The sequence below is a fragment of the Sinorhizobium sp. BG8 genome (genome assembly GCF_016864555.1).
Classification (GTDB): domain Bacteria; phylum Pseudomonadota; class Alphaproteobacteria; order Rhizobiales; family Rhizobiaceae; genus BG8.
Genome location: NZ_CP044012.1, coordinates 58,640 through 72,525, shown reverse-complemented (window position 1 = coordinate 72,525; position 13,886 = coordinate 58,640). Strand labels below are relative to the sequence as shown.

At 59.5% G+C, this 13,886-nt stretch carries 12 protein-coding genes; 11 read left to right on the top strand and 1 reads right to left on the bottom strand.

Annotated elements, in window-relative coordinates:
- Positions 1 to 683 precede the first annotated feature (683 nt).
- The 5 genes from F3Y30_RS21400 to F3Y30_RS21380 all read left to right on the top strand — a co-directional run bounded on the left by F3Y30_RS21400 (position 684) and on the right by F3Y30_RS21380 (position 7,606).
- Positions 684 to 1,043 (top strand): cupin domain-containing protein, encoded by a 360-nt coding sequence (locus tag F3Y30_RS21400; protein WP_246753051.1) that lies wholly within the window; start codon positions 684 to 686, stop codon positions 1,041 to 1,043.
- 558 nt (positions 1,044 to 1,601) lie between these two features.
- The gene (locus F3Y30_RS21395) at positions 1,602 to 3,641 is read left to right on the top strand and encodes a hydantoinase/oxoprolinase family protein (RefSeq protein ID WP_203427205.1); all 2,040 of its coding nucleotides are present in this window, start codon (positions 1,602 to 1,604) and stop codon (positions 3,639 to 3,641) included.
- Positions 3,638 to 5,302, top strand: coding sequence for a hydantoinase B/oxoprolinase family protein (locus tag F3Y30_RS21390; protein WP_203427204.1), 1,665 nt, complete (start codon positions 3,638 to 3,640; stop codon positions 5,300 to 5,302). Before F3Y30_RS21395 ends, F3Y30_RS21390 begins: the two co-directional genes overlap by 4 nt.
- A 7-nt stretch (positions 5,303 to 5,309) precedes the next feature.
- Positions 5,310 to 6,698, top strand: a complete 1,389-nt coding sequence (locus tag F3Y30_RS21385) for an FAD-dependent oxidoreductase (protein WP_203427203.1) — start codon at positions 5,310 to 5,312, stop codon at positions 6,696 to 6,698.
- A 224-nt stretch (positions 6,699 to 6,922) separates the two neighbouring features.
- The gene (locus F3Y30_RS21380) at positions 6,923 to 7,606 is read left to right on the top strand and encodes a TetR/AcrR family transcriptional regulator (protein ID WP_203427202.1); all 684 of its coding nucleotides are present in this window, start codon (positions 6,923 to 6,925) and stop codon (positions 7,604 to 7,606) included.
- Between the two features lie 310 nt (positions 7,607 to 7,916).
- Here F3Y30_RS21380 and F3Y30_RS21375 read toward each other — a convergent pair whose 3' ends face one another.
- Entirely contained in the window at positions 7,917 to 8,408 is a 492-nt protein-coding gene (locus F3Y30_RS21375; RefSeq protein ID WP_203427201.1) for an ion channel, read from the bottom strand.
- 212 nt (positions 8,409 to 8,620) lie between these two features.
- Here F3Y30_RS21375 and F3Y30_RS21370 point away from each other — a divergent pair, with 212 nt between their 5' ends.
- The 6 genes from F3Y30_RS21370 (at position 8,621) to F3Y30_RS21345 (ending at position 13,864) form a co-directional block, all read left to right on the top strand.
- A complete protein-coding gene (locus F3Y30_RS21370) occupies positions 8,621 to 9,550 on the top strand; it encodes an MYG1 family protein (RefSeq protein WP_203427200.1) in 930 nt (309 codons plus the stop codon).
- Positions 9,551 to 9,950: 400 nt separating this feature from the next.
- Positions 9,951 to 10,376 carry an acetyl-CoA carboxylase biotin carboxyl carrier protein subunit gene (locus F3Y30_RS21365; RefSeq protein ID WP_203427199.1) on the top strand — a complete coding sequence of 142 codons (426 nt, stop codon included), beginning with the start codon at positions 9,951 to 9,953 and terminating at the stop codon, positions 10,374 to 10,376.
- Entirely contained in the window at positions 10,373 to 11,767 is a 1,395-nt protein-coding gene (locus tag F3Y30_RS21360; RefSeq protein WP_203427198.1) for an acetyl-CoA carboxylase biotin carboxylase subunit, read from the top strand. Before F3Y30_RS21365 ends, F3Y30_RS21360 begins: the two co-directional genes overlap by 4 nt.
- Positions 11,764 to 12,174, top strand: a complete 411-nt coding sequence (locus tag F3Y30_RS21355; protein WP_203427197.1) for an acetyl-CoA carboxylase — start codon at positions 11,764 to 11,766, stop codon at positions 12,172 to 12,174. Before F3Y30_RS21360 ends, F3Y30_RS21355 begins: the two co-directional genes overlap by 4 nt.
- Complete coding sequence (gene pxpB / locus F3Y30_RS21350; protein WP_203427196.1) at positions 12,171 to 12,878, top strand: 5-oxoprolinase subunit PxpB; 708 nt, start codon at positions 12,171 to 12,173, stop codon at positions 12,876 to 12,878. Before F3Y30_RS21355 ends, pxpB begins: the two co-directional genes overlap by 4 nt.
- Positions 12,875 to 13,864: a biotin-dependent carboxyltransferase family protein gene (locus F3Y30_RS21345; RefSeq protein WP_203427195.1), complete on the top strand. Its 990-nt coding sequence runs from the start codon at positions 12,875 to 12,877 to the stop codon at positions 13,862 to 13,864. The genes pxpB and F3Y30_RS21345 overlap by 4 nt, the downstream gene beginning before the upstream one ends.
- Positions 13,865 to 13,886 lie beyond the last annotated feature (22 nt).

Here is a 13,886-nt window from a genome sequence, read left to right as displayed (position 1 = left end):
ATGATAAGTGGTTCTATATGTGGACCAGCGCCGGCGATCGGTGCTGGCCATCCTGCTGCCTTGCATGTTGAGAAGGCGCACCCGAAAGCTCGGTTCTTTGAGACGCCTGTGAAGGCCGCAGATGTAGGGGCATCCAGATCCTGCGGGCTTAGGCCAGCCTTTTGAACAACCGAAAAGTCCCGTCGAGCATCGCCTCTTCAGGGTGGTCCGGTCGGGACGGAGCTTTCACCACAAAGTCATCCCTGCTGCCTGATCGCCCAGCACGCAATCCGTAACGGCACCTCCTGCGTCAACGCCGATGCGCCTCTCCATTCCTCGTATGCTCCCCTCATACGCTTCGAAATAGGTGGTCAAACGACCAATACAGGTGCTCAACGAAATGTTGAGGACCGTCTTTTATCGAGGTTTTCATAAACTTGATAAGTGGTCAAGTGACCAGTTTTGTAAAATTGATCACTTGACCAAAAATGGGCCTGATGCAAGAAAAATCGCAGCAGGCGAATAATTGCGGAAGCGGAGTCTGGAGCTGGGGAAGGCAAGGCCTGAAGCGCGCCCATATGGTGCGTCAATTCTCAGCGCGAAGACTATCCGTCGGGCTAAACATGAATTGGCTCCGGAGATAAAGCCGCTCAACGCGATGCTCGACGCCTCTAACATTGGTTCAATTCCTGAAAGGGTCAGCCATGATCTCCCTCCCCATGCATGTCATCGCCTTCCGCAAGGGCGCCACCGAGGCGAAGGAAACTATCACCTCGGATCCGGCGGTGGTCGATCAACCCTACCGCGCACGCAGTTGGCGGCACTTCGCGAATGCAGAGAAGGGTGCCATCGCAGGCATTTGGGAAGCAGAGCCTCATCTCGAACGGGTCACCTGTGAGTATGACGAGCTCTGCCACATCCTCGAGGGCAACGTTCGCCTCACGGACACGGCCGGCGTTGCTCAAGTGTTCGGGCCAGGCGAAAGTTTCGTCGTGGCCGCAGGTTTCAAGGGTATCTGGGAGAACCTCACCCCTGTCAGGAAGGTCTTTTTCATTCTCGCTTAGGGCTGGTGGTCTCCCCTCGGCAGTTTATCAGCGCAAGACAACCTAGGCTGATTGTCCGGTAAGGTTGGGTACACTTCAGGCCTGCGGAATTTATTGCGGTCCGCCTCCGCGCAGCTACCAGAAGGCGTTGCGACAAGGCTTTGCGGCTACAGAGGCTGCCGCAACGAGGTTCTTGAGCCGTCCAGCGATTGACAGGCTGGCGGCTTGAGTGCCCTGCATTTGGCGCCCGGTCGCAAGGTCGATGTCCTCGATTGCCGCGCCGCGGATGTCCCGATTTGCTTTCATATTACAGGGTTGGTCGCGATGTAGTTCCCGCCTTCGCGGTCTCACTCACCCATTCGTGTGCTTCGGGCTGCGCGATCGTTACATCCTGCCAGCTCTCTTGCGATTGTTCGCGAGCTGCGCTTTTTTCGATCCGGCAATTCGGTCATCATATAGAAAATTGGTCAGTTGACCATTTTTAGAAACCGTGTAAGTCTCGCGATAACAAAGAAATGTCGGCAATATTAACTGGTCAATTGACCATTTAATATTGCATATGAGAGGAGCATGTGAGGGATGGAGAGGCGCATCGGAATTGACACGGGGGGCACCTTTACAGATTGCGTGCTCGTCGATCAGGTAGCGGGGAAGACTTTTGTAGAGAAAGTTCCATCCCGGCCGGATCACCCCGAAGAGGCCATGCTCGACGGGATTATTCGGCTGCTCGACAAAGCCGGCTTAAGCCCGCAGGATGTGGATGCCGTTGTTCACGGTACGACCATTGCGACGAACATGGTCATCGAGGAGACATTTGCACCCGCTGGCGTGCTTGCGACCTCTGGCTGCCGTGATGTCATAGAGGTTGCCACCCAGCAGCGCACGCAGCCCTACGAGTTACTTCATCCTCCCAAGCAGGTCCTTATCCCCCGCAATCATCGCCACGAAGTTAGCGGCCGCATCGCGGCCGGCGGCGAGGTCGTCAACGGACTTGACGAGGACGCGGCCCGCCAGGCTGTGCGCAGGATGCGTGAGGACGGGGTCCGGTCCTTCGCCGTCACGGGCGTCTTTTCCTTCGTCAATCCGGCGCATGAGCGACGCCTCGTCGAGATCATCGACGAAGAGGCACCCGAGGCCTATGCGGTCGCTTCCTCGTCCATTTCCCGCGAGGCTCGCGAATATCCGCGATTTGCCACAACCGCAATCAACGCGGCGCTGGCACCCCGTCTCGACCCCTACATCCGCGGCCTTCTCGAGCGGCTCAAGGACTCGGATTTCCGGGCGCATCTCCTCATCATGCAGAGCAGCGGCGGCATTGCTACGGCCAGCCGCTGCATGGGCGAGCGGGCGCATCATTTGGTTCTGTCAGGGCCAGCCGCAGCCGTTGTCGGTGCCCAGAATGTCTGCGAGACCGTCGGCATCGACAATCTCGTGACACTCGATGTTGGTGGCACCAGTGCGGATATCGCCATTATAAGCAACGGCGATGTCCGGGTCGGCTTCGAGATGAAGCTGCCGGGGGGCATGCCTCTTCACGTGCCGAACATCCAGATCGAAACGATTGGCGCAGGCGGAGGCTCGATCGCCTGGGTCGATACGGGTGGCGCACTTCAGGTCGGACCGCGAAGCGCAGGCGCTGACCCGGGCCCGGCATGCTTCCGGAAAGGTGGCACCGCTCCAACCGTGACCGACGCGCAACTCGTGTTGAACCGGCTTGGCCCATCGGGGCTGATTGGCGGCGGACTCAAGCTGGATCGCGACGCGGCTATCGCGGCGGTCGGCGAGATTGCCCAGAAGCTGTCAGTCACCGTGGAACAGGCGGCACATGGCATAGTCTCCGTGATGGAGGCGAACATGGCGGGCGCCATCCAGCGGACCGCGACCAGCTACGGCGAGGATTTGCGGGAATATGCTCTCCTTGCCGCGGGCGGCGCCGGCGGCCTCGGTGTCTGTAGCGTCGCGGATTCGCTCGGCATTCCTAAAGTCGTGATCCCGCCGCATCCGGGGCTGCTCAGTGCAGCTGGTCTGCTGCGTTCGGAGCTGCGCCACGACATTTCCGAGCCGATGCTCATCGATGTCGAGGTGGCAAACCCATCAGACATTTCCGCAGTCCACTGCAAGCTCGAAGGCGAGATGCTTTCTGATCTGACCGAAGACGGCCTGAGGCAGGAGCAGTGCCGCTTCGAAAACGCCCTGGATCTCAGGTATTTCGGACAGGAGTATGCCGTAACGCTGAAGGTTCTTCCGGACGAGGACATCAGTGAGATCGTTAAGCGGTTCCACGCGCAGCACGAGCGGCTGTACGGCTACTCCGCGCCTGGTTCTCGGGTGGAAATCACCGCAGTCCGCTGCGTTGGGATAGGCATGGTGGCGAGCGCGTCCGCGCCACGCGCCGAAAGTGCCGCGCGGACAATGCCTCCCAGCGTCCGCAAGGTCTGGTTCGAGAGTGCCCATGACTATGTCGACACGATGATCGTCCATCGCTCGGAGCTAAGTTCCGGCATGACAATCCAGGGGCCGGCGATCATCGAGCAATTCGACACGACCACCGTCATTCCGCCCTGCTGGATCGGGCACTACGACGAAAACGACTACATCATTCTGGAGCGGACGAAATGAGCATTGATCCTGTGACTGTTGCTGTGATCGGAAGCGCGCTGAAAGCTGCGGTCGGTGAAATCGGGGACGCTTTGCGCAGGAGCTCACATTCTCCGATTATTCGGGAAATGCTCGATTATTCCTGCGCGGTCTTCAACCGGAAGGGCGAGGCGATCGCCGAGGATGCGAACATTCCCGCCCTCCTCGGATCGATGACCTATTCAATGCCGTTCCTGCTCGCGGAGAACCCACCCGAGACGATTGACCCGGGTGACATGTTTATCGGCAACGATCCGTATCGCGGCTGCACCCACACACCGGACATCCATATCTTTGCGCCCGTGTTCCATGGCGGTAAGATCGTCGCGTGGATCGGGAACCTTGCGCACCACACCGATATTGGTGGGCCCAATCCCGGCACTGAGGGATTTGCAAACAGATCAGTCTACGAAGAGGGGCTGAGGTTTCCGTGGGTCAAGATCATGGAGGGCGGCCGCGAGTGCGTGCCTGTCCTGCGCTACTTTGAAAACAACACCCGTGACCCGGTCTCGAGCATGGGGGATCTTCGGGCGCAGATCGCCTCGGCCAACCTCGGGATTCGTCGCATCACCGCGATCATCGATCGGTTCGGCGTGGAGGCTTTTCAGGATGCCTTGGCGGAACGCTTGCTCCAGTCGGAGCGCCGCACCCGGCAAGTGCTTGCCGGCGTAGCCGACGGGACCGGTTTTGCAGAGGGGTTCCTGGACGATGACGGAATTGGCGGCGAGCCAGTCCGTATCGCCATCAAGGTTCAAAAGGAGGGCGACACTCTCACCGTCGACTTCACCGGAACCGCGCCTCAGATGAAGGGCGGAATGAATTGTTCGCGCACAGCAGCCCTGTCTGCCGTGATCTTTGCAGTCAAGGCCGCCTTCGATCCGGACGCAGACCAGACCGCCGGCGCGCTTCGCCCACTCAATGTAATCCTTCCACCGAAATCAGCGGTGAATCCCTCGTTCCCCGCGGCTGTAAGCCTGCGCCATCTCGCAGCCCAGCGGATCGCCGATACGTTGATCCGTGCTATCGCGCAGTTCAAACCTGATCTTCAGGTTGCCGGCGCATTCGTGGGCTTTTCGAGCATGGCGGTCGAGTGCGTGCATCCGCGGAATGGGTTGACTGTCGTCATGGCAGACGACCTTGGGGGAGGAATGGGAGGTAATACCATTCATGACGGTCTGTCGGCGGTCGACCCGTACATGGGCAACATTGGTTTGCTACCCATGGAGATCTGTGAACAGCAATATCCAATCCGGATTGCGACGACAGAACTTGTTCCTGACAGCGGCGGCGCCGGCGAAAAACGCGGAGGTCTGGCAATTCGCCGGGTCTACGAGTTTCTCGATGACTGCGATGTCGTCTTCTACACCGAGCAGACCAAGAATGAATTTGCGCCCTGGGGACTCTCAGGCGGCAAGGCGGGCAAACCTGCGCGCCTCACGCTTCATCGCGCAGACGGCGAGACACTGAACATCACCAAGAACCGCCTAAACATTTCTCGAGGCGACAAGCTTGAAACGATCACCGGTGGTGGTGGTGGGTGGGGTAGTCCTGCCGGGCGCGATCGGAGTGCTGTGCTCTCAGACATTAACGAGGGCAAGATCACCATGGAAGCAGCTCGCTCGGAATACGGCTACGTGCAGTGAGGCTCCCTTGCCGAACCATACTCGATTTGACGCAGCCCAGCACGTCCCGGTCTGGCAGGACGCATTGCCGAAGCTGCCAGCGCTTCCGCCATTAGACCGTGACATCTCCGCCGACCTGGCCATCGTCGGCGGAGGATTTGTCGGGCTCTGGTGCGCACTCAAGGCTCGCGAACGCTGGCCGGATGCGCACATCGTCGTCATAGAGGCTGGTCTATGCGGCGACGCCGCAAGTGGCCGCAACGGTGGTTTCTGCGCGCCGAGCATCTCGCATGGCGTGTCAAACGCCGCGACGCGGTGGCGCTCGGAGGCAGAGACACTGGTCCGCCTTGGACGACAGAACCTCGATGATTTCGAGGAGGATCTGGCGACCTATGGCATGGACTGCGAATTTCAGCGATGCGGAAAACTGAACGTGGCCGCAAGGCCCTGGCAGATCGATGCGTTGCAAAAGCTGAAGGCGATATATGACCGCTTGGGCATCGAGGCTGAACTTCTGACAGGCCCCGCGCTTCGCAGACGACTGGATTCGCCAGTCTATTCCGCAGGTCTCTTCGAGACGAACTATGCACTGATTCATCCCGGAAAACTCGTAAGCGGGCTCAGAGCGACCTGCCTCGCAAATGGGATCGAGATCTACGAGAAGACACGCGCTACAGAGTTGTCACACAGCCGGGATGGGGCGGTGATCGATACACCTGAGGCCCGTTTGACGGCCTCAAAGGTCGCCCTGGCCACCAATGCCGAGGTACCGCTTCTGCGGCAACTGCGGCGCACCATTCTGCCCGTGTTTGATTATTCTCTGGCGACGGCGCCGCTGACTGAGGAACAGTTCAAGTCGATCGGCTGGACTGGGGACCACGGTATCGCGGATACAGGGAACCAGTTTCATTATTTCCGCAAGACCGCCGACAATCGCATCCTCTGGGGTGGGTACGATGCGATCTATTATCGGGGGTGGCGCCGCGACGGGGCACTGCTTGATCGCGAGAAAACGTTCTCGACGCTTGCAGCGAATTTTTCCGCAGCTTTCCCGTCCCTTGATGGCGTGAAGTTCGACTATAGCTGGGGCGGGATCATCGACACGTCCGCCCGTATGACACTCTTCGCCGGCACATCCATGCAGGGGCAGCTTGCCTATGCGCTAGGTTTCACAGGCCAGGGCGTGTCTGCCTCGCGGTTTGCCGCGCTGGTCATGCTTGACCTCCTGGAAGGCAGGCGGACCGAGCGGACGGAGTTGCGCATGGTACGCAGTTTCCCTGTCCCGTTCCCGCCCGAGCCACTCACGGATTTCGCCGTGCGCTGGTCGCAACGAGATCTGGCGCGTGAGGACGAGACTGGTCGGCGTTCACTTATGCTTCGCGCGATGGACCGGCTAGGCATTGGCTTTGCGTCCTGACACCAAGCCGGAGAAGGATTGCAGATCCGTGTGGCCGGTGGTGGAGCATGAAGCTCGTCGAAGTATTTGTCCCGATGGTCGGAATATCTGCTCGTGCCTCACGACGCGGAGACTTGCGAATTCCGTGACTGAATCACGCATTTTTGTGCCGATTGACCTGCGGGCCACTCAAACCGCGCTTCAGACACCATCCTTTTGTAGTTAAGCTCGACTCGAATCATGCCATGACGGACATATGGCAAATGCGAGGCTCGTTTAGCGTGAAAGCCCCTGTTGAGCAGAACAACAGCAAACAAGTACGTCAGAAGATACGACCGAAGACCCGTCTCACCAAAGAGAGACTCATCGAGGGCGCTTTGCTGGCTCTGGCTGAAGAGGGCGCGGCAGGCGCTACGACACGCCTGATCGCCGAAAAGGCGCAGGTTCCGCTGGGGACTCTTCACTATCATTTCGAAACGAAGGAGGCACTCCTCTACTCCGTATTGGATCGGTTGGGATCCGGACTGGCTTTTCGGCTTCGATCCGGCACGGCCGGATCCAAGACTCTGGAAGAATGTATCGCCCGGGCGCTTGATACGGACTGGGAAGTGGTGTGCGAAAGTTTCGATAACCAGATCGTCCAGTACGAGTTGACCTTCTACGCGTTGCGGAACAAGGACATGGCGTGGATCGCAAAGAGTCAATACGAGAACTACATCAGGTTCCATTCCGACGTCTTCTCAACCTTTTTTACTGATCCGTCGCCGGATGTACTAAAGAAGATCAATCGCCTGGCAAGCTTTGCAATGGCGGGTATTGACGGAATTATTACCCAGGAGCTCGTGTTCCGAGGGACACAGGACGTAGAGGACCTCAAGGTGGCGACAATTGCACTCGCTCGACACCTGGGCCTCCTCGGCGCCGCCTAATCGGCCGGCGAACTCGTCGAGTTCATCGCGACTCCCGTCCAGGCAGGGAAGCTATCCCTGATCGTCGAGCTGGAAATGATTCTAGCGAACACATTCACATTGGCGCCGGCTCAGAAGCACGACGGTCGACCAGGACGCGTCTCCTAACCGATGCGGTCCACCGATTTTCTGTTCAATCGACGGCTGTCTGGTCAGCGGCCACGATTGTTGTTCACTCTGTGCGAAAACAAGACTGAAGCTGTTGGCGCGGTCCTCTTCCCAACTCGGGAACCGATAAACGGGGCTACTTGTTGGTAGCGACCACCGACCGCTAGTCCGTCTTTGCAGGAACTGCACCGTTTTGGCGCTCGGCCCGTTCTCTGTCGGCCTTTCCATAGGCTGTCATGATGTTCACCAGAACGCCAACCGTCCAGCCAAACGTGAAAAGCCCTGACATTGCTATGATTGGCCCGATCAGCCGCCAATGGTCGGGCAATGTGACGGAGCCATCGCCAAGCGTGGTGTAGCTCTCAAGGACGAAATAGTAGCTGTCACGAAGGGTGGGAATTATATCCAGCAACACGAGCGGTGCGGCCCAGAGTAAAGTCTCTGCGAAGTGCAACGACGCCAATGAGCCGATCGTTAGTGCGAGCAGCAGGTCGAGCCGCCAAAGTGGAGTGGCAGCGGTCAGCCGAATCCAAGCCCTATTGAAGCGCCGATTGATCAGTCGAATGCCTGCGCCGTGAACAAAGATGACGGCGATCATCGTTAGGGTGCCGAGGATGACTTCCAAGATTGGATTGGGGGCTGAAAGCTCGATCATCGTCGGGATCCTTGCGAGGCCAGATTTGCAAAATGATACCGTTTGCATCTGTTCATGTCTTCAGAGTGGGATTTCGCACCACGCCTGTCTGTGGACCGGAGCCCGTGTGGCGGGATGGGGGCGTCCCGCTGTTTGGGAGATGACCTGATTGAGATGTGGCCGGAAACTGGCTATCTGCGTTTCGGCAGAATTTACAAACATAAGGTCCTGGTATGATCCCCGATTTTCTCGTCACGCATTCCGGCGGTTTTCATGCGGACGAAGTGTTGTCCACCGTCGTCCTCACGCGGCTTTTCCCGCAAGCGCGGCTGGTTCGAAGCAGGGCACCGGAATGGATCACGGCGGGCGATGATCGTATCGTCTACGATGTCGGTGGCGCCTATGATGCGGCGGCTCGGATCTTTGATCATCACCAGCGTGGAGCACCTCAGCGCGACGACGGTCGGCCCTACAGTTCATTCGGGTTGATCTGGAAGCATTTTGGCCGCGACTATCTGGCCGCCCTCTCGGTCCCGGACGCCTTTATTGAAACCGTGCACGGCGCTTTCGATGCGAACTTCGTGTTGCCGGTCGACCTCGTCGATAATGGTGCACTTAGCCCGGATAGCGCCGGCCTGCTGACCAGCCTGACGCTGCCTTCATTGCTGGAAACATTGAAACCCGTCTTCGACGAGCCGGATCCGAAGGCGATCAATCGGGCATTCCATTCGGCGACGGCGATAGCCGGGAGCTTCGTCGAGGCGAAAATCGAAGGGATAAATGCCAAGCTGCGGGCCGAAGCGCTGGTGTTGCGGGCGATCGGGGCCGTGGGAAAAGGCCGGGTTCTCGAATTGCCGATGGGCATGCCGTTTCGATCGGCCATCGTCAAAGCAGGTGCGGATCATCTGCTGTTCGTCATCCATCCTCGGGAGACCGATTGGTGCCTGACCGGAATTCGCCGCTCCGAGGAGGGGTTCGATCTGCGCGCCGACCTTCCCGCGGCCTGGGCGGGACTTACCGGGAACGACCTCGAGATGGCAACGGGCGTTGAAGGCGCGAGCTTCTGCCACAATGGCCGCTTTATCGCTGCCGCCAAAACGCGAGAGGCAGCACTTGCACTGGCCGATCTGGCGGTCAAAGACGCAGAGCAAAGAGCCGGTTGAACATCGGGATCAAAACTCCGGTTTGCCCGCCGCATCGTCGGCCGGCAAACCTGTGACGGCAAGGGAAGGATGCTCCGGGGCCGGTGTCGTTTGGCCAAATCGTCCGCCCTGGCCCATGCTACTTGCGAGATCTGGCTCAGGGTTTTCGCCTCCAGCGCTGCCTTGTCCTGTTTAACGATCACGGACGGATTTCCGGAGTGCGCAGGCCGCGGTGCGGCACTTTTCTCGCCTATCAGTCCGACATTACGAGATCAGTGGCAGCTCGAGGCGCAGCTTAGAATCTGCCGGTCATCAAAACTTCGTCTGACCCCATCGCCATCAGCATCATGCTACGAATTCAATGACCGATATCGGCACAGGGCCGTAATCGGTAGTTGCATTCCAATGTGCCGAGATGCTGATGGACCTGGAGAAGATAAAGACTTTGATTGACTTCGTGGGGCGGTCGAACGTCACCGAGCTGTCCGTCACGGAAAAAGATACGACGGTTCGCATCTTCCGCGTACGTGATCATCAAAGTGCCGCGCAAGCCACTGTTTCGCAGGCGGCAACACAGACGTCTCCAGCGCCTGCCACGAGTGGCGCAACCTCCGAGACAGTAGCCGCTCCGGTCTTCGGTATCCTGCATCGCACTCCCGCTCCTGGTGAGCCGCCGTTTGTCAAGGTCGGCGACACTGTGGAGGAGGGGCAGACCCTCTTCATTATCGAAGCCATGAAGGTGTTCAATCGGATCACGGCACCGCGTGCGGGTCGCATCATCCAGCTGACCGATGTCGATGGTGCGGAAGTCGAAACGGGTGACATGCTTGCGGAGATTGCCGGATGAGCGAGCCCTTCGACCTCGACCTCGACCAAGCCAATAGGCGCTTCGATACTGTGCTCATTGCCAATCGGGGCGAGATAGCAGCCAGAATTCAGAAGGCCTGTCATGCGCTTGGCCTTAAGACAGTGATGATCTGCTCCGAGGCGGACAGGTCGGCGAGATACGGTGAAGCGGCCGAACACTTCCTATGTATCGGACCTTCGCCAGCCGCCAAGAGCTACCTGAACCAGGACGCGATCCTGCTGGCCGCGCGTCTGACCGGTGCCGGCGCAATCCATCCCGGTTACGGCTTCCTGTCGGAAAAGTCGTCATTTGCAGAGGCGATTGACCAGGCCGGCCTCGTCTTCATCGGTCCGCCGGCCTCCGCCATCGCTACGATGGGCGATAAGATCGCCGCCAAGCGCGCCATGATTTCGGCCGGCGTCCCTTGTGTTCCGGGTCCGGACACGGCGCTCCCCGATGACCGCGAACTGGTCGATCGCACTGCGCGCGAGATCGGATATCCCGTGATTATCAAAGCTGCGGGCGGCGGCGGCGGGCGTGGTATGCGCGTCGTAGCCGGGCCAGAACAGCTTCATGAAGCGATCGCGCTGACACGTGAGGAAGCTCGTCAGGCGTTCGGCTCCGCCGAACTCTACATGGAAAAGTTCCTGCAGCATCCACGTCACATCGAGATACAGGTCGTCTGCGACAGCCATGGCAATGCCGTGTGGCTTGGCCATCGAGATTGCTCGATGCAGCGCCGACATCAGAAAGTCGTTGAAGAAGCGCCTGCCCCGGGGATTGCAGCCGACACGATCGGCCCTGTCGGACAAGCCTGCGTCGAAGCCTGCCGGCAGATCGGCTATCGCGGGGTCGGGACCTTCGAATTTCTCTACGAAGACGGGCGGTTCTATTTCATCGAGATGAACACCCGGTTGCAGGTCGAGCATCCGGTCACCGAGATGACGAGCGGTCTTGATATCGTCAGGGAGCAGATCGCCATCGCCCAGGGCGCTCCGTTGGCTCTCAGCCAGGCCGAGGTCGAATGCACTGGCCACTCGATCGAGTGCCGTATCAATGCCGAAGATCCTAACAGCTTCCTGCCATCGGCCGGCACGATCGATGAACTGAGCTTCCCCGAAGGCCCCGGCGTTCGTGTCGATACGCATATCCATGCAGGATATCGGGTCTCGCCCTATTACGATTCGCTCATTGCCAAGCTTATCGTTCACGCTGAGAGCCGGCCGGCTGCGATCGCCAGGATGCGCGATGCTTTGGCGGCGACGCGGATCGGCGGAATCTCGACAAACCTGCCTTTCCTGCGTGCTCTTCTTGATGATGAGGAGTTCGGCCGCGGCGAGACCGACATCCACTATCTCGAACACTGGCTCAAGCAGAGGAGACCGGCATGAGTGCGATCGGTCTTACGGATCCGGTGACGATAGCCGCACTTTCCGACGCGCTGACAAGGGCTGGTGTCGAAGGTCTGGAGATCACTACACGGGACGGTCATATCAGGATCGTTGCTTTGACGGGCGGGGGTGCCGAGGTCTCCCACTCGAAGATGGCGCCGGTGAGCTCCGCGGACACTGTCGTCATCAAGGCGCCGATCGCCGGCTATTTCCGACCCGTTGCGGTCGGCACCGACGAAGAAGCGCGCGGGATCGCGCAAGGTGAAATCCTCGGATTCATGGCCGTCGACCCCGTCCTTGTTCCCTTGGTCGCGCCTCACTCCGGTCTGCTTCGGCGGCAGCTTGTTGAGCCCGAGACCCTGACAGGTTTCGGAACGCCCCTGTTTGAGATCCAGAAAAAGTCATGACGATCCAGCCAAGCAATCACTCGTCTCGCTATGATGCCCCATCCATTCTCCGCGAGGGTGCCCGCATTTCGTTTATTGGTGCCAGATCCTTTTTGCTTGAGGCTCCTGGTGACTTCGATTTGCCTGCGCAGCGACTGATCTGGGCGGTGGCACGCTCTGTCGCGGCATGGGATGACGTCGGAGAGGTCATTCCGGGCATGACCAATCTGCTCGCGATCCTGAAAGAGACGCCGGAAGATCCCGAATTCTTCGTTGATCGGTTCCAGGCTGCCTGGCAGGAGGCGCGCAGCGTGGACTTGAAGGGGAAGACCATTGAAATCCCCGTTGTCTACGGTGGCGAGTATGCCACTGACCTTGCTGCTATCTGCGATCACTCGGGCCTGAGCGATCGCGAGGTTGTCAGGCTCCACCATGAAGCAGCGTACCGGGTCTTCGCGCTTGGAAGCGCACCCGGCTTTGGCTACCTCCACGGGCTCAACCCCAGCATTTACATGCCGCGCAAGAAGGTGCCGTCACTGCGCATGGAGAGGGGCTCCGTGACAATCGGGGGAATGCAGACCGGCGTTGCGATGCTGACCGGCCCGAATGGGTGGAATTCCATCGGCCACGCGGACCAGAAGATGTTCGATCCGACGTCATCCCCGCCTGCGCTCATGGCGCCCGGCGACGTCGTACGCTTTCTCCCTGAAAGGATCGAGTTGTGATCGAGATTGTTCAGACCGGCCCGCTCAATACAGTTCAGGATCTGGGCCGCCCAGGCTATCGCGCGATCGGCGTCTCGGCCAGCGGCGCGATGGATCCGCTCGCGGTCAGGGTAGGAAACGTCCTGCTTGGCAACGAGCAGGGCGCTGCTGCGATCGAGGTGCAGACATTTCCATTCAAGATACGCTTCTCGGCGATTACGGATTTTGCTGTCACGGGTGCGGACGGCACGATTTCATTAAACGGTCGCGAGGTGATGGCATGGTGCATTCATCGCGCGGCGGCAAGTGATGTTCTGGAAATCCGCCAACCTCGTCGCATGGCCCGTGTCTATATCACCGTTGCCGGCGGCGTGGACGTGCCGGTTGTCATGGGATCACGAAGCACGACGTTGCGCGGTGGTTTTGGCGGCAATGGCGGGCGCCCTCTTGCCGCAGGCGACAAGCTAGCGACTACACCGACCGACGGTCAACTGCCGTACCGCGCCGTGGCCGTCGTCGAGCCTATTGTCGCCCTGCGGGAAATTTTCCCTGCCGCTATCGATGATGTGCTGCCGGTTCGCGCAATTCCGGCGGGCGAGCACGAGCTCTTTGCATCGGACGCGAAGCGTTTCTGGAGCCAGCCCTGGCGGATCTCGTCGCAGAGCGACCGGACGGGCTTTCGACTATCGGGCGAGCCGATCAAGCCGGAAGCACCGGTGGAAATGCGCTCTCATGGCGTCGTTCCCGGCGTTGTTCAGGTACCTCCCGGCGGCGAGCCGATCATTCAGATGAGCGATGCAAATACCGCCGGCGGATATCCAAAGATCGCCGGTGTGATCGAAGGCGATCTATGGCGTCTCGGCCAGGCGCGCATCGGAACCAAGATCCAGTTCGTGCGCTCGACCCACGCTGAAGCAAGGTCCACGGAACAGTCCGTCGACCGTTATGTCGAGGACGTGCGCCGAACGGCAACAATGGTCAAGCGCGCGCTACGCGTGATCGCATGACGGTGCCACTCGGGCACGAATG